This is a genomic window from Neochlamydia sp. EPS4 (genome assembly GCF_000813665.1).
In the GTDB taxonomy this organism is placed as follows: Bacteria; Chlamydiota; Chlamydiia; order Chlamydiales; family Parachlamydiaceae; genus Neochlamydia.
Genome location: NZ_JSDQ01000002.1, coordinates 1 through 19699 on the forward strand (window position 1 = coordinate 1; position 19699 = coordinate 19699).

Below are 19699 nucleotides of genomic sequence, written 5' to 3' on the forward strand. Positions count from 1 at the left end.
GCATATATTCCAATGCCATCAGCAACATGTCTTCTAGACTTAGTTTATATTTACGCCCACCTTTAATCTTCTTGGCCTTATCGGCTTCCTGTAAAATTTGCACCATCTTATCAAAGGTGGGACGCTTTACCCCTGTCAATCGTCGAAATCGCTCATCGTCTAATTTCTCTATCTTATCAAATTTCATGATGCCTCCTTTAAATGTTGAGTCACCATTTTACTAAAATTTACATTTTATTCCAGTTTCGAAGGGGGTCTAATATTAAAATGGCAAATTGAGCGATTCATAAAAAATTATCAAGCTGAATAGGCTATTTTAAAATTAACTCTCCTCTCAAATTCTTTGAAAAATTTCATGCAAAATTAAAGCTTGCTTTAAAGATAGAGAAGGCGAATAAATATGTTTATATAGATTTCATAAATTTATATTGATTTAAATCACAAACTTAAATAAGGATGAAGGTATTGTCTGTACTTAATATGCAGATAAAGTAAAGGTTAATATTTATTATCAAACTAGGAGTTTTTATGATCCCTTTTGATCCAAAAGCCAGTTTAGAAAACGATTTTAATATATTAGTTCCCGAACATGCTTTCAATGCTTTAGTAAACCAAGTAAATGAACAGCAAAAAGCAATTGAGCAGCAAGCCAAAGACTTTGATACAAGATATGAGCAGCAAGCCAAGGTGCTTAATGAAAGAATTGACAGTGTTTTCCAAGAATTTCAAGCAACTAGCCAACAAATTTTAATTAAAAACCAGCAGCTAGAAGAATTAGTTAGAGAACGAAAAGAACTTAGAGAAGAAAATCGCCTGCATGCCGGTAGAATTATAAATTTAGCATTCGAAAAAAAAGCCCTGTAAAAAGATAAAGATGAGTTAAGAGGACAACTGAATCTTACTGAGAATGAAAGAGACCAAGCTGTCGATAAAGGTAAAGAAATAGAAAAAGAAAATAATATTTTAAAAACACAAAAAGATGAACTTTTCAAAAAAAATGAAGCTCTTCTCAAAGAGAAAGAAATATTAGAAGATATTAACTCTGTGCATGAAGGTGCAGCGCAAGCTTCTTCACTAATAATTCAAATGCTAAAAGATCATGGAACCAACCTTTTATTTAAAAATCAGGAACTTGAAGCTCGAAATCGGAAAGGTGAAGCTGAAAGGCTAGCGCTTAAAGACGAAAATGATTCTCTGCACTCTCTTCTCACGCAAGAAAAGGATTTAAAGGAAAGAATAAATTTATTAAGCCTGCAGCTTCAGCAAAAAACTAATGAGGAAGAGGAGATACTAAAATTAATGAGAGAGCGGGGAATAAAATTGCACGCCCATACCTCCTTATCTGAAGCAGTGGCGCAATTGTTTGACATTCACCGAGGATTAATTGAAAAGAATAAAGAATTACAAACAACAGTAATCCGTATTGAAAAAATGTTAGGAATAGAAAAGGGTAAAGGCTGTGACGGCATTTTAACAGCTATCAAAGCAACTACATTCACATCTAATAAGCTTAAAGAATTAGGAGACAAGCTTGTTGCCAACAAGCTTTTGCAAGCCCATTACACTCCTAACGAAGTTTTAGAAAAGTTAAACTCTCTTTTAAATGATTACCTTGAATTCAAAAAAAATCAACCTATCTTTTGTAAGGAATTAGGAATAAAATCTGATTCTAATGTGGAAACAATTATAAAGAAAATGCAGGAAAAAGTAAGCCATAAAAAGAGCGGTATAAGCGCTCATTTTAGCAGATTAGGTAGATCGACACTTTGCCTTTTATCCTTAGGGTTTGCTAACATAGTGTAAATATATTAATGAGTTAATTTATTATCCTTTTAATAAGCCAAATTTACATACAAACGCTTATTAACTGAATATAAATTTAGGGAAATAAGCTTGCTAACTTTTTATAAAAAAGAACAAATCTTAAAATTTAAAAATAAGGTTTACCTATATGACAGTTAAAAAAATTTATCCGTATATGCAAGGGCGTTCTTTTAATCCCTTTGAAAGCCAAATTAGATTGGTTACAGCAAAATTAGCCCAGTGTGAACAAGATTCATTTGTTCAGAATGTAATAAATCAGATATTTAATATGGAACTCAAACAAATAGAGGCGGAACGCCTGCTGCCGAGTAACATTGTTCATTTACAATTGGATGAATTAGAACATGACTTTGGGCAACTTCGCGAAGAATATCAACAACTTATTACAGAAAGCAAGGGATTATTAGAAGATTTTTCCTCTGTAAATGCAGCCCTATCTAAGCTTAAACTTGAACAGCATCACCTTAAGAAAGATTTTGAATTAATAAGCCAACAGCAGGCAGATTTAATAGAAGCTTTTAAGGCTATAAAGCAAGCTCGAGAAAGAATTAGCCAAGTTCAAGAGCGAATAAACCAAGAGCTAGAAGAAATAGGACAAATGCAACAACAAATCGGGCAGGAGCAAGAGAGAATAGAGGAAAATCAGAAGAGAATAAGGCGTGATCAAAAATTTTTTCGAAAAGAGGTGGCTAATTTAAACCAAAGCTTTAAAGAAATGAAGGCACACGTTGATATCCTGATAGAAAAATTTATTCCTACCCAAACTGATGAAAATTTAACTGACGAAGAACTAGCTGAAAAAGCTGCCATTAATAGAGAGCTCATTACTCAAAATTTCATGGTGAAGTTGCAGGAAGAGATAGAGCAAGAATATCAAGAGAAGGAGGCATTGGATTTGCTAAACGTTTCCCAAGTAAATGGCCAACAAGCCTATTCATCCGCCATCAGAGAGGAAAGCCCTGAAAACCCAGCAGCTGTTCTTAATGAAAATGAGCAGGAAATCCCCTTACCTACCTTACCAAGTCAGCAGGGATGGGCAAACCCCTTCAAAACTTTTGCGGATTTATTCAAGCAAGGTTACAATTCGCTCAAGCATACTGCCAAGAAAACTAATGATTTTGCCTGCAAATCTTCGTTTTTGATTGCTATGGCCTCAGCTAGCTTTTTTGTTATATTTGCTGGGATGGTGTAATCCAAGGATAAGTTAAAGAATAAAATTCTATTTTACTTCTCTCCGAGGAAAGCGCGGAAGATTAATTCCTAGCTTTCCTCTCATAAAGCTCCTCTTACTCTATGCTGGTATGCTACTCTAACGACTCTATCTTTAGCTTCCCTTTTCTTAAGTCGAAAGGTCATTAGCACTTTACTCATGTAAGTTTTTAATTTATTCAACTGTTTATCTCTTAGTTTTTAGCTTCAAAGCTTGCACTGTTCCACTTAAGAAATCCAGCCTTGTTTGGGTAAGCCAATGAAAAAAAGCTGCCTGTTTTATTTATCTCTTTGGCTTATAAAAAACTTTTGAATGTCGAATTAACCTCTGGTCCTAAATCATTGGCAGGATAGACTCTTGATTTTTTATAACAAAAAACATTTAGACGATCAAATGTATCTCTTATGAATCCATCCACAGCTCTATTAAAACCTATCTTCCTTAGCCTTCCCATCAGCTTACAAGCACCGCTATAACTCAACCTATAACTAAGGGTAGTAAAGTGTAGATCCTTTGAAAATTGAGGAATCATAATTTTATCGTTAATAGAAATACCTGGAGGGTAGATGCTTTTGAAAGAAGGGCCACTGTAATAAAACAAATCCCATCCCAAAGGCAACTCTGGGATTTCAAAAAAATCATTAAAGCGAGCGTCATCCTCTAAAATAATCAACTCGGGTATTTTGTTCTCAATAATGTGAAGCCAAAGATGCATATGCGAAAGAGCACATCCTATAGTCCCTCGATGTTCATTAAAATCATTTTTTATGAACAGCTGTTGAACTTCTGAGGTAATCGTTAGCGTAGAACCATCGACTGCTTCCCAATGAGAATAATCAGTGATACCCATTCGCTCTGCTTCTTTAACCCAAGCTATCCATCGTTCGGGATAGCGTTTCAGATTGATAACGGCTACAGGAGAGTATTTCATGAATGCCTCTTTTTAAAAGTTAAAGGCTGCACTATTAACGCAGATTGCCTTTAGGGAGATAATTCCAAACAAGCTTATATCCCCTAGTGATCTATCCTTGCAGCAATTTATTAATTATTTTCGGTCTAGAATATTTTTTCCGGGATAAAATGTTAAAATAGATTAATCCTTAAAAAGCCTTTCCTATCTCCGAAATGCTCGCCTTAAGATAAAAAAAGCATGTAATAGTTTTCTAGCCAACTTGCAGCATTTAAAGAAGCGCTACTTGCCTTTTTTTAAATAGGAAGCCATAAATTTTTTTAGGAGCTGCCAGACATGACTGAAAATAACGTTGATTATCCTTCCTTACCTCTTAAAAAATCTTTATAAAAATATTAATTTTAAATTGATAGTAAAGTTTCTTTGAAGAGCTTTAAGCATTTTACTATCAAAAATATCAGCTAAACTTATTTTTAGAGTTCAGCTGTTGTTTACTCCTCCCTATCTACCAAAAAATCTTAAGAAAAGCCTAGTGATTATTTTTAACTAGTTTTTAAGCGATTTTATTGATACAAAAAGGAGCAGATAGGCTAAAATAATGGGAAATTTAAATTGTTCAACGCATGCTATTATCTTTACCTAACTTAATCTCTTTTTGCCGTATACCTTTGGCTTTTTTATTTTTACAGGAAAACGTCTTTTGGAGAGTGATAGCGATCCTGCTAGCTATGCTTAGTGATGGCCTGGATGGATATCTAGCAAGGCGCCAAAAAATCACTACTAAATTTGGCACTTTACTTGATCCATCCACCGATAAATTTTTTGTAATTTTTGTGGCTATTGTTCTTATCAGCGAAGGTCGATTAATGCTTTGGCAAGCTATCGCTCTGAGTTGTCGCGATATCGCAGTATTAATTTTTGGAGTACATCTTCTGCTTGATAAGCGTTTAAGTCACTATCAATTTCGAGCTATTTGGTGTGGCAAAGTTACCACTTGTTTGCAGTTTATTGTTTTGATAGGGCTAACCTTACAAGCTAGAATTCCCGATCCATTCTTTATTACTTTTATTTTACTAGGACTTTTATCTTTAGTAGAGCTAGCCATTCCTAGAAAGAAAGAGACAGTAGGATAAATTTGGCCTTATGGCTGTCATGGAAGAGCGCCGGTTAAAGGATCAGAAGCTAAAACCTATGGATCATTTTTTGATCTAAAAATGTAGGTAACTTTTAATATTCTTGCTACCGATGGTTAAAGAAAAATTCTTCCTAACTTAAAAAAGAGTACCTTTCCTCAAAATTACTAGCCTTGAAACATTACCTTAAACCTCTAGGCCTCTAGGTGGCCAGATTTTTTCCTAAGCTTTTATATAAGAAGGTGCCTTAAAACCCTTGTTTTACCCTTCTTCTTGTGCACATTATTGAAGAAATTCTAAAGCCCATGGCTTAATTTCTCTAAGGGAGAATTGGATTTATTTATCAATGAGTAAGCTGATGTTAAGCCCGATTAATAAAGCAAAAGAAAGTTTTTAGGGTCTCCTCTCCTATGCTTTTGATCAATTCTTTGCAATCGCTTACTCTATAAATACATCTCAAAGAGGCAGTTTTCAAAGGGTTGGGTATGCAGGCTTAGTTTTTTAAAGCGCGTAATCTTTAAGCTAAAGGTAAAAATTTAGAAAAAATTTTACTCCAGCTGGATGCGATAAAAGCAAGAAAGCTTAAAAAAGATTTAAGGAGAGGGTCCTCTACCTTGTTTATCCTTTATGAAAGTTAGCCTGAGACTACAATAGCTTTAGGTACTGCAGGCTGCGTTTGTGCAGGCTCAGAAGGTGCTTGATCTGCTTGCTGTGTTTCTTGAGATCTTACTAGATCATTAAACTGACGACCTAATGATCGACAAGCTACAAACCAAAAGATGATCACCACTAATAAAATAGAAGCTACATATGGAGCACTCATGACTAAATTTCCAAAAAACATTAAAAGTCCCTGATGAATTAAGGATCCTCCTGATTTTCCGAGGCGAGAGCCCACCCCGTCAATAGCTGCTTTTCCTTTCAACTTACATTCATGGCTAAGTGGAATAAAAGCCATTTCTTTTGTTGTGTCAAAAAAAGAGTATTTAGCAGCTTTACTTAGACAATTTTGGGCCGATCCAAAAAACACAGCAATAGCTAAAGGAGTAGTCCCTGTTAACATGATTACCGTATCGGAAAGATGGTTTTGAAAAAACATAAAACAGAAAAAACCAGCTGAAGTCACTAACATAGTTAACGGCGTCACTAAAGCTGTACAGGTCCATCCAAAGCGGCTGATAAACTTAGCCATAAACAACGCAGCAAATGTTGAGACTACGCCTTGAATAGAAGTTAGATTATTTATATAAGTATTGTAATCTTTTGGGCTGGAATAAAGATACCTAAGCTGGTCTTTCCATACTACCTCCACGAGGTTGATGACTAGATTATAAGAGACGACTAAAATAGCAATACAAATAAGGTACTTGGAATTAGATAAATAAGAAAAGCTTTCGCGAAGGGTTAAGCGTCCTTTTTTCTTAATTTCACGTTTATTCATATGAAAATCATCGAAGCTAGGGTCTACCAACACATAGCGGTTTACCCACCTAAAAGTGCACATGGTAATAATGCCTGAAATGATCACTATGGTGGTTAACATCATGACTGATTTTTCCCAAGCATTATCTATGAACCCCATATGCTGAGAACAAAAGATGCCTAGCTGACCAGCAGCTATCGCAGCGAAATTAGAAGCTATACCGAATGTTCCATAAAAGCGCCGGGCTTCATGAATGCGTGTCACCTCGTTGGCAAATCCCCAAAATAAAACACTCATTATAGCAGTGCTCCAAAGTTCTGCTCCCACATAAAAGGTAGTTAAAAGCCAATGACGATACATCGCTATCATTCCTTTAAAACCCGCAGGAAGAAGGCTTTGAAGATAATCTGCACTGTGGTTGAATTCTACCACTTCACGCAAAGGATAAAGAAGAAAAGCAAATAACGCATAAAAGATTAAGAAAGCCGAGATCATGATATAAAATACACGTTCTTGGCTAAAAATGTTGGAAATTTTAGTAAAAATAAGAGTAACCACTACTGCCATAGGTAAAAGAACCCATACCTTAATAAATGGTAAGATCTCTGCCCCAGCGGCAGTAATCACCACCGCATCTTTCATGTTACGCAAGATTGTATAGTTAAAACATATTAAGAACAGCATGAGAAGCATCGGCAGCATTTTTTTAAGCTCATGCCGGTGAATAGGCCAAAACAAAGAACGAAGGGCGCCAAACTCGGGGTTAACTAATTGAGTCATCACAACCTTTTGTAAATAAAAAATTTTAACAAATTGATGATATACATTTCAACAAGTAAAACTAAAATTAAAAAATATTAAAAATTCATTTCTTTCTTAAAAAGAAAAAGATAGCAACTTAACGTCATCAATCAAGTCGCTATCTGAATTTAGAGAACAACAAAATAGCATATCGCCTATTTTTTTAGCAGCTACATTCTAGCCGGCTTTCTGTTCCTGCAGCTTTCCCCTATTTGCTAAAGATATCACTTCAGATAAAGTATCTTTTCTTTCAGGCTTTTTTAAAGTCATTTCATTAAAAGCCCCGCCTAGCATACGTGTTGCCATCATCCATATAGCTATAACCGCAAATAGAACAAGAGCTACATAAGGCGCACTGGCAGTAAAAGTAGAAAAAAGTAAAAGTAAGGTTTGATGCACAACAGAACCACTAGACTTTCCAAGCCTTGAGCAGACTCCATCAATAGCTGCCTTTCCTTTTAATTTCCACTCGGCTGATAGAGGAATAAAAGCCATTTCTTTGGTGGCGTCATACACAGAATATTTAGCAGCACGACTAAGAATATTTTGCACCGAACCAGCAAAGACTACCAACATAAGAGGAGTCATTCCGGTTAGCACCATGACAACCTCTGCCAAATGTCCTTTCATGAAAAAGAAAAAGAAAAACCCTAAGCTTGTAAAGAAGAGAATGATGGGAGTAAGCATGGCTGTAAAGGTCCATCCCAATACACGCATACTATTCCCGGAAACAAACAAAGCACAAAAAGTAGCAATGACTCCAATAATCGTAGAGATTTGGTTGGTATAAAGACTGTAGTCACTCGGATTAGGATACAGCTCGCGCACTTCATGCTTCCAGATCACTTCGGTAAGGTTAATTACTAAATTATAAGAAAGCACAATAATAGCAATGCATGTAAGATATTTTGATTTAGAAAGATAGGCAAAAGTTTGCCTTAATGATAGCTTTTTATCTTTAAGGTTTTTATCTTCTGTAGCCGCGGCTGCATCGTAGTAGAGAGGATCACTTAGTATACAGCTATTTAACCATCGAAATAAAAAGATAGCCCCCACTCCTGATAAAAGGACCAGGCAAACTAACATTAACAAGGATTGATCCCATGCATCTGTCCCATAGGGAATATTAGGATTATAAGTATGACGACTGATAAAGACAGACACTTGTCCTGCCACCACCCCTGAGAAATTAGCTCCGATGCCAAAGAGACCATAAAACCTTTTAGCTTCGCTCACGCGTGTCACTTGGTTAGCAAACCCCCAAAACAGCACCGATAAAATGGCACTACTCCAAAGTTCAGACATTACATAAAAAACTGTGAAAGTCCAATTGCGAAACATAGCAATCAATCCTTTGCAACCTAAAGGAAGGATTTGTTGCATTTTATCCGCTAAAGAATGAGGATGCAAAGACTCACGAGCGGGATGAAGGATGAGAATGAATATAACAAAGTAACTTAAAAAGCCACCTATCATTATATAAAAGACATTTTCTCGAGAAAAGCAACTAGAAAGACGGGTAAATAAGATAGTCATCAATATGGCACTAGGAAACATGACCCACACTTTAATGAAGGGAATCACTTCGGCACCCGAAGACTTAGCAGTAACAACAACAGTATCTTTTAAGGTTCTTAAAATATTATAGTCAAAAGTAATTAAAAAGAAAATTAACAGCATCGGAACGAGCTTTCTTAGCTCGTAATTATGGACGGGCCACAAATAGCTCCGCCATTTACTAAACTCTGGTTCATCTACCGCATTGGACCCTGACATGCAAAACCTTTATTATATTGAAGATATAGCTAATTTTTACGAGTGGAGGGGATTCTAAAAGAAAAATGTGACTCAAAAAAGAATTTTCGAGAACCGGAAGAGCAAAGATTGGAGGGAGAATACTTATCATATTCCTCAAGTTACATTATCTGCTGGCTTTCCCTACTGTAGGGATCATTATACAAAGCTTACAAAAGTAAATTTTACATGTATCATAAAACATTCTTTTTTATTATTCAAGGAGTTTTTCCCTCTAACCAAGAGGAGAAAAAACTTAAGTACTTGATAGTTAACAGATAGAATGTAGATAGCTTTTTTGCAAGCCTTTATGCATTAGAGAGAGCTTCTATGCCCGGTAGGGTACCTGATTCAAGGAATTTTAAAGAGGCTCCCCCTCCTGTAGAGATATAAGTGATTTTTTCCATCAGCCCGGCCTTTTGTAGAGCGGTAATAGAATCCCCTCCTCCTACTAAAGTAGTTGCCGATGAATGAGCCAACTTTTCTGCTATAGCTATTGTACCCTTAGCAAACTTGATAGCTTCAATGACACCTAAGGGACCGTTCCAAAAAATAGTAGCAGCCTGTTGAATAGATGCAGAAAATTGTTGAATGGTTTTAGGGCCGATATCAAATCCCTGATGACCTTCAGGAATTCCTGCTTCGCTTGAGATAGTAGACACATCAGCTGACTTTTCCACTTGCTGAGCAATAATATGATCGCTGGGTAAAACCACTTGCACTCCCTTTATCCGACTTTCATCTAAGATATCTTTTGCTATACCTACAAATTCTGGCTCATATAAAGAATCCCCGATAGTATACCCTTGGGCTTTCATAAAAGTGAAAGCCATCGCCCCTCCAATTAAAAGAATGTCTACCCTATTTAACAAAGTTTTTAAAAGCCCTAGTTTGGTAGATATCTTGGCTCCTCCTATAATGGCGCAAAAAGGTTTTTTAGCATCTCTTATAAATTTTTCTAAAAATAGAATTTCTTTTTCCATAAGAAAGCCCATAGCTGCTTGTTGCGGGAAAAGCTTAGGCAGGTAATAAGTAGAAGTATGCTTACGATGAGCTGTGCCAAAAGCATCATCTACATAGGCATCCCCTAACTTTGACAGCTGCTGGGCAAAAAAGGAATTATGCTCAGGGTATTCTTCGGCACGATAAAAACGAAGATTTTCTAATAACATTACCTGGCAGGCCCCCAGTTTTTGTACTTGCGCTTCAACGCTTTTACCTACACAGTCAATTGCCATATGTACTGGACGCCCGATTAGCGTAGACAAGTGTTTAGCACACGGCCCTAAAGAAAAATTAGAAATTTTTTGGCCATTAGGTCGTCCTAGGTGGCTCATTAAAACAATGCTTCCGCCTTGTTTAAGAATATATTCAATAGATGGCAAAGAAGCTTGGATGCGTGTATCATCGATAATCCGACCTAAGGGATCCAGAGGAACATTAAAATCCACCCGCATTAAGATCTTCTTGTGAGTGACTTGAAGATTTTTAAGAGAAAGCTTTATCGACATGCAATTTTTCCTAGCATAAATGTAATTAGGTTAAATTCTTCTAAAAAATTTAACAGTAGGTTCATAATACAAGTAAGGAAAAAAGTGTCAATATTTAAAACCTTTTGGAAAATTTGAATGAATTTAGAAGAGTTAAGAGCAGAGTATGCAAAAAAGGTTTTAAAACGCGAAGACCTCGCGGCTAATCCTGTAAAACAATTTCAAGCTTGGCTAGAAGAAGCTTATGCTTTACAAATTTTAGAACCTAATGCCATGGTCCTTGCTACCTGCTCAAAAGCCGGTCTTCCTTCTATACGTACAGTGTTACTTAAAAATTTGGACGAGAAAGGCTTAACCTTTTTTACCAACTATGAAAGCCGTAAAGCTCAAGAAATCACTGAAAATCCTCAAGTATCGGTTATCTTCTTGTGGAAGGAATTGGAAAGGCAAGTAATTATTCAAGGGTTAGCAGAAAAAACTTCGCGAGAAGTCTCGATGAGATATTTCGATAAACGTCCGCGCCAAAGCCAATTAGGCGCTTTAGCCTCCCATCAAGGAAGTATTCTTTCCTCTCGAAAGATTTTAGAAGAAGAATATGAACGTTTAAGCGTAATGTATGAAGGCCTTAAAATACCATGCCCAGATAAATGGGGTGGTTTCATTATCAAGCCTTATTACTATGAGTTTTGGCAAGGTAGAACTAATCGATTGCATGATCGTTTTAGCTATCACTTTGCAGAACAAATATGGCATATTCAACGTTTATCCCCTTAAAATATCTTGTAATTAATAATTTCCTTTTTTGCCTCTCCCACCACCTCCGCCAATCCTCCGCCCTACTTAAAATTAAAATGGATAAAAATTTATAAGCTAGAATTTACTGCACTTTTCTCGTAGACCTGATTTTTCATCTGCTTGAATATTCAAGAGGTTTTTAGCTATTGCGCTTGCTTTAAAAAAAATGCCTTTGGGTAGCACTTTTAGAAGAAAGCACAAAAGATATAGGGCTTAACGCTATCTATGAATAAAGCCGAAACTTTGGAAAGTGGGTAGAGCCTAATATCCATGCATCTAAAAAATGCTGATCTAGCTTAAATTTTTTTATTATCCTCTCTATGAAATTAAAAATTTTTGAAAAAGAAAAGATTTATATTAACAAAAATTCAAAAATTAAGATATAGACCTATTTTCTTGCTAGCCTCTAGCAAAATTTAAAAATCCTATTAGGGAAAAACAAAAATTTATACTGAGGATCTTGCTAATGATGAATGCCCCTTCTTTTTTATCGCTCTTCTTTACTTACGCTCAGAAAAAGTTGCTGACGTTTTTCTGTATTTTGCTGGGGTTTTCTTTAGGCTCTCCTCTTGAAGCTACCTATATTCTGCGTTATACCACCACCGATAATGGGGGAATCACTTTCACAGGAAATACATTGGGTCTTTCTAAGTATCTACAAGAAAACAATCCTGGCACAGATGATTCTATTGGCGCCTTTATCACCACAGATCCTACCGAGCCAGTAGGAACTCTCCCTCATGGCCCTTATCCCCTAGGAACTAATCCACCCGCCAGCACGACTTTAAATTACCTTGAAAACAGCTCTTCAGCGGTCTTGGATCTACTTCCAGGTAGTACTATCCTCTATGCTGAATTGGTGTGGGGAGGAAGTTATGGTTTTCCTTCCTCTGGGACGCCCCCTTTACCTCCATTACCTAATGTAGCTATCACCCTGACTACTCCCCAACAAATCAGTTACACGATTACAGCCGATCCAGCCACCAGCCAAGAAGCTATCACACCTGGTTACACGCAATCAGGAAACTATGTAAGAAGTGCCGATGTAACCTCCATTGTTCAAGATGCAGGCCCAGGCACATATATAGCAGGTGGAATATATGGAACCATAGTAACTACAGATGACACTCATAACAGTGCCGGATGGACGCTGGCCGTCGTCTATGCCAATCCTTTAATGCTGACCCATAACATGACACTTTTTGTAGGCTGTGAGCAAGCCTCGAGAACCATTAATCCTGTAGAGGTGTCGGGATTTTGTGCTCCCCCTTCCGGCGTACTCTCTGGAAGGCTTTTTATTAGCGCTATTGAAGGGGATGCTAATAAAACAGGTGATTGCCTGCTCTTTGGTAAAAGTTTACCCCTCACCATCGCAGCCAATTCTCTTTCAGGGGTTAATAATCCCATCAACAATTTTTTCGCCTCTCAAATTAACACCCGACTTCCTCTTGAGCTAGATCCTATTCATAATAAATATGTAGCCGTAGGCTCTTCTCAATTGGATGAAAGAGGTAGCTATGGAAATTTGAACGCTGATCCCTTTAATAATCTCAATAAATCGGGTGGTAGGCAGGGATATGATATTACAAGCATAGATGTTTCTCATGCGATTACCTATAATCAAAAAAAGGCCTATGCTTTAGGTACGACTACCTCGGATGATTATACAGTCAACGCCCTGGGTTTACAGATTCAAGTAGGAGCACCCATTATAAACTCGAAAAAAACTGTCAACGCCGTGCAGTCCATAAGTTCTTCTCTTGGCGAGAAAGTCACTTTTTCTATCCGACTTGAAAATACTGGAACAAGTGACGCCTTGTCTGTAAATTTTAAGGATGTGTTGCCCACCGGCCTCAACTATGTTGCGGGTAGTTTAAAATTGAATAGCCTACCCATTAGCCCTGATCCTGACCTTACTCAAGGATTTTTTATTGGAGATATGCTTGTCGGTCAATTAAACACGATCGAATTTGAAGCCCACATTGCTAGCTATCCTTCTAACGGCAATATCTATTACAATAAATCTTTAGTTGATTATCAATTTGCAACCTGTGCAGGCAATAATTTTGACCTGTCTGCTCAATCGAATGAAGTCTCTATCTACCTACCAGATCCTCCTGTCCCTACTGCTGCCGCCTCCTTAAGCAAGTGTAAATACTTAAATCGAACCGAGTACCCGCTAGAGATAACATGGATATCCCCCTCACCTTATGTAATCTCCTATCGTGTCTATCACAAAGGGATTCTTACGGCGCAAATTCCGGCTAGCGCTCCTTTAGTCTATAAAAAATGTTGCAAATCTAAAAAATCTGCAGAAGGCTATGCAATTGTTGCAGTATATGCAGGCAATAAAGAAAGCATTCCAACTAAAATAAGGATCAGTCATGAATAAAATTTATATAGGAATCGCATGCCTTTTCCTTCTCAGCATAGGAGAGCTACATGCCTGGATAGAGGAGCAGCCAATGACCTTAGAAATCCGTTCCGGTGCGTTTATTCATGCTAATAAGCGCTTTAAAAAACTTTATGGGAAGATAGGCACAAGCTATCAAATAGAAGCTTCTCTTCCTCTCCCTCCTTTTGAATATCTAAGAGGTTGGAGCAATTTTGACTATTTCTCTAAACATAGTAGAGCTCACAGAGATAGATGTTGTGGCAAAAGTAAAGTAGAGATCCCTCAAATTAGCTTTGGAATAAAATATATTTATCCGTTCGGGGAGTTTCTCGACGGATATGTTGGAATAGGGTCTAGCTTTTCAAGGATTAATGTGACTAATAAATCCTGTTGCCTACATGAGAAGGTTTCAAAGTTTGCCGTAGGAGGCATATTAAAATCAGGTATTTATTATTCAATGAGTGAACGTATCTTTATGGATGTATTCATTGACTATCTCTACCAGCCGGTGCATTTTAAAAAATATCGCAATGTAGGAGGGTTTAAAGCAGGCGCAGGATTTGGCTATAAGTTTTAACTTATAGCGGTTAAAGAACCTATAGCGGTATATTTCAAAAGTAAAGTAAATTTATAAAAGCTGGTTCTCTCTCCTTAAAAACAGGCTTTTATTAGGTATGTAATCCCCTAAAGAGCTGCTCAAATCCTTATTATACGCTTTTAAACTATCCTTAGGCAATCCCATGTCCTAGACCACCCCTCTCGTTAATTAGATAAGCAGCCTTTAGAGAACTGTGTATGCAGACCTAGTTTTTTAAAGCATATCCTTGAATCTCTTCCTATAGATAAAAAGGCATCCGCATAAAAAATCCTTTTCCAACTAAAGATTAGAGCTATTTAACGCGAATTATCGGATAAGGAAATAAAGAGGAAAAACAACTCGCAGATAATCTACCTCGCTTTTTTTCAGATAGATTTACGGAAAAGGGGTAGACCTTCCAAGCATTCAAGAGCAGCCGCAGGTTTTGGCGATTAAGTGACGCGGTAATTTGGATTTGGTTAAAAGAATGAGATTGATTCTTTGCCTTATTTAAGAAAAACGGTTCTTTTTGGCGCAATGTTTTAATTCTTCTACCGAATGATGGAATACAATATGCCTAGCTTCTTCCTGTCAAGAAAGGTTGCTTTCCCAGCCTAGCAATCTGCAGAAAAAGAGAGAAACTTCTTGTCATTATAAATGTGTAGCCTAGCTTAAGCTTGCTTAGTTACTGGAAGGAAAGCTGCTTACTTGTTTAAAGATAAGATGGCTAGAAGCTTTTTATTTCATTTAAGCCCTCCCCAAATTAAAAAGTACTTACGGCCATTCTACAATTGAAAACGCTGCCTTATTTTTTCGTTGATATCTTTCAAAGGATTTTCCGCTAATTCAAACCATTTCAGTTGAGACAATTGCCCAATTTCTGCAGGCAGGCTGGTGAGCTGGTTTTGATTTAATTCAAGCGTTTGCAGCTGAGACAGCTGCCCAATTTCTGTAGGCAGGCTGGTGAGCTGGTTTTGATTTAAGTCAAGCCATTGTAGCTGAGACAGCCGCCCGATTTCTACAGGCAGACTGGTAAGGTGGTTTTGATATAAGTAAAGCCCTTGCAGCTGAGACAGCTGCCCGATTTCTGTAGGCAGAGCGGTAAGCTGATTGTGATTTAAGTAAAGCGTTTGCAGCTGAGACAGCCGCCCAATTTCTGCAGGAAGACTGGTTAGCTGGTTTTGATTTAAGTAAAGCCATTGCAGCTCAGACAGCTGCTCGATTTCTGTAGGCAGAGTGATGAGCTGGTTTTGGTTTAAATCAAGCGTTTGCAGCTTAGACAGCTGCCCGATTTCTGCAGGCAGACTGGTAAGCTGGTTGTGGCTTAAATCAAGCTCTTGCAGCTGAGACATCCGCCCTATCTCTGCAGGAACGGTAGTGAGTTGATTGTAGCCTATGAAAAGCCGTTGCAGCTTAGACAGCTGCCCGATTTCTGAGGGTAAATAAGTCAAGCCGATCCCGGTTAAATCCAAGCTCGTTATATCTTTGCCATACCTTTCAATCCAATCTCTAAGAAACTCTCCTTGTTTTTCTAAAGGTAAATACTTGATCTTCTCTTGATCTAAGAACTCCCCTCCACCAGGCAGTGCTTCCCACATTAGCAGGCGATTAATATTTATAAGATAAGAGGAATAATTAGCTAGCGTATAATATCTCTTTTCCTGGGTTTTCCATTTAAATTCTAACTCCGCGGGAGCAAGAGATTTAGATAGAGCAAAGGCTTGTTTAAAAATTGCATTTACCTTTGCTATTTCAGAAAGCTTTTCTTCTAGCTTATAAATTTTATCTACAATAAGAGCCTGCTTGTTAATATCTCCTTGAGGAACATGCACTTTACCTATTTGCTTATAGAGAGTGGGTATGACTTCAGTAGATAACAGGTGGCTCCATCTTTTACAGACGCTAAATAAGGAAGGAACTACACAAGCCTCTAAGATAGGAAGTAGCAATTCATTGGGCAAGCTTTCAATAGAGGTCGAAGAGATAGGATGCATTTTATTTCCTTGGGTAGTAATAACTTTTTCAGCATTTTCATTTTTTAAATGATAATATATAAATATTAAAAAAGCAAGTCAAACGAATTCCTGTTCTTATCAATGAAAAGCAACTCACAAATGATCTACATCGCTTTTTTTTCAGATAGATTCACGGAAAGAGCGGAGACCTTCTAAGCATTCAGGAGCAACCACAGGTTTTGGGGATTAAGTGACGCGGTAATTTGGATTTGGTTAAAAGAATGAGATTGATTCTTTGCCTTATATAAGAAAAACGGCTCTTTTTGGCGCAATGTTTTAATTCTTCTACCGAATGATGGAATACAATATGCCTAGCTTCTTCCTGTCAAGAAAGGTTGCTTTCCCAGCCTAGCAATCTGCAGAAAAAGAGAGAAACTTCTTGTCATTATAAATGTGTAGCCTAGTTTAAGCTTGCTTAGTTACTGGAAGGAAAGCTGCTTGCTTGTTTAAAGATAAGATGGCTAAAAGCTTTTTATTTCATTTAAGCCCTCCCCAAATTAAAAAGCACTTACGGACATTTTACAATTGAAAACGTTGCCTTATCTTTTCTGCAATATCTTTCAAAGGATTTTCCGCTAATTCAAGCGTTTGCAGCTGAGACAACTGCCCGATTTCTGCAGGAAGGCTGGTGAGCTGGTTTTGATTTAATTCAAGCTGTTTCAGCTGAGACAATTGACCTATTTCTGCAGGCAGACTGGTGAGCTGGTTTTGATTTAAGTAAAGCGTTTGCAGCTGAGACAACTGCCCGATTTCTGTAGGCAGAGCGGTGAGTTGGTTTTGATTTAAGTAAAACTCTTGCAGCTCGGACAGCTGCCCAATTTCTGTAGGCAGAGCGGTAAGCTGGTTTTGATTTAATTCAAGCCATTGTAGCTGAGACAGCTGCCCGATCTCGGCAGGCAGGCTGGTGAGCTGGTTCTGATTTAAGTCAAGCCTTCGCAGCTGAGACAGCTGCCCGAGCTCGGCAGGCAGGGCGGTGAGCTGGTTTTCATTTAAGCCAAGCACTTCTAGCTGAGACAGCTGCCCAATTTCTGCAGGCAGACTGGTGAGCTGGTTTTCATTTAAGCCAAGTACTTCTAGCTGAGAGAGCTGCCCCAGTTCGGCAGGCAGAGCGGTGAGCTGGCTTTCATTTAAGCCAAGCACTTCTAGCTGAGAGAGCTGCCCCAGTTCGGCAGGCAGAGCGGTGAGCTGGTTTTGATTTAAGAAAAGCCATTGTAGCTGAGACAGCTGCCCGATCTCGGCAGGCAGGCTGGTGAGCTGGTTTTGATCTAATTCAAGCTCTTGCAGCTTAGAGAGCCGCCCGATCTCTGCAGGCAGACTGTTGAGCTGATTTTGGCTTAAGTAAAGCTTTCGCAGCTGTCTCAGCTGCCCCAGTTCGGCAGGCAGAACGGTGAGCTGGTTTTCATTTAAGCCAAGCACTTTTAGCTGAGAGAGCTGCCCGAATTCGGCAGGCAGAGCGGTGAGCTGGTTTTGATTTAAGCCAAGCACTTCTAGCTGAGATAGCTGCCCGAGTTCGGCAGGCAGAGCGGTGAGCTGGTTTTGATTTAAGAAAAGCCATTGTAGCTTAGACAGCTGCCTAATTTCTGCAGGCAGAGCGATGAGCTGGTTTTGGCTTAACTCAAGCCTTGTCAGCTTAGACTGCTGCCTAATTTCTGCAGGCAGGCTGGTAAGCTGGTTTTGGCTTAACTCAAGCCTTGTAAGCTTAGACAGCTGCCTAATTTCCGCAGGCAGGGCGGTGAGCTGGTTTTGATTTAAGTAAAGCTCTTGCAAATGAGACAATTGCCCGATTTCTGCAGGCAGGCTGGTAAGCTGGTTTTGATCTAATTCAAGCGCTTGCAGCTTAGAGAGCCGCCCGATTTCTGCAGGCAGGCTGGTAAGCTGGTTTTGATCTAATTCAAGCTCTTGCAGCTTAGAGAGCCGCCCGATCTCTGCAGGCAGACTGTTGAGCTGATTTTGGCTTAAGTAAAACTTTCGCAGCTGTCTCAGCTGCCCGAGTTCGGCAGGCAGGGCGGTGAGCTGGTTCTCATTTAAGCCAAGAACTTCTAGCTGAGATAGCTGCCCAAGTTCGGCAGGCAGAGCGGTGAGCTGGTTTTGACTTGAGTAAAGCTCTTGCAACTGAGACAATTGCCCGATCTCGGTAGGCAGGCTGGTGAGCTGGTTTTGATCTAATTCAAGCGCTTGCAGCTTAGAGAGCCGCCCGATCTCTGCAGGCAGACTGTTGAGCTGATTTTGGCTTAAGTAAAGCTTTCGCAGCTGTCTCAGCTGCCCGAGTTTGGCAGGCAGAGCGGTGAGCTGGTTTTGACTTAAGTAAAGCTCTTGCAACTGAGACAATTGCCCGATCTCTGCAGGTAGACTGTTGAGCTGATTTTGGCTTAAGTAAAGCTCTTGCAACTGAGACAATTGGCCGATTTCTGCAGGCAGGCTGGTAAGCTGGTTTTGATCTAATTCAAGCGTTTGCAGCTTAGATAGCCGCCCAATTTCTGCAGGCAGACTGTTGAGCTGGTTTTCGCTTAAGTAAAGCTTTCGCAGCTTAGATAGCCGCCCAATTTCTACAGGCAGGCTGTTGAGCTGATTTTGGCTTAAGTAAAGCTTTCGCAGCTGAGACAGCTGCCCGAGTTCGGCAGGCAAGGCGGTGAGCTGGTTTTCATTTAAGCCAAGCACTTCTAGCTGAGATAGCTGCCCGAGTTCGGCAGGCAGAGCGGTGAGCTGGTTTCGATTTAATTCAAGCGTTTGCAGCTGAGACAATTGCCCGATCTCTACAGGCAGACTGGTGAGTTGGTTTTCTCTTAAGTGAAGCTTTCGCAGCTGAGACAGCTGCCCGAGCTCGGCAGGCAGGGCGGTGAGCTGGTTTTGATCTAATTCAAGCGTTTGCAGCTTAGATAGCCGCCCAATTTCTGCAGGCAGACTATTGAGCTGGTTTTCGCTTAAGTAAAGCTTTCGCAGCTTAGATAGCCGCCCAATTTCTGCAGGCAGACTGTTGAGCTGATTTTGGCTTAAGTAAAGCTTTCGCAGCTGAGACAGCTGCCCGAGTTCGGCAGGCAAGGCGGTGAGCTGGTTTTCATTTAAGCCAAGCACTTCTAGCTGAGATAGCTGCCCGAGTTCGGCAGGCAGAGCGGTGAGCTGGTTTCGATTTAATTCAAGCGTTTGCAACTGAGACAATTGGCCTATTTCTTGGGGTAAGTAAGTCAAGCCTGCTTCAGATAAATCTAAAGCCTTGATGTTTTTACAATTTTCTTCAATCCACTCCCTAAGAAGCTCTCCTTTTTTCTTTAGAGGCAAGTGCTTAATTTCTCCTCGGCTCAAGTATTCTTCCCCCCCAGGAAGTTTTTTCCAAA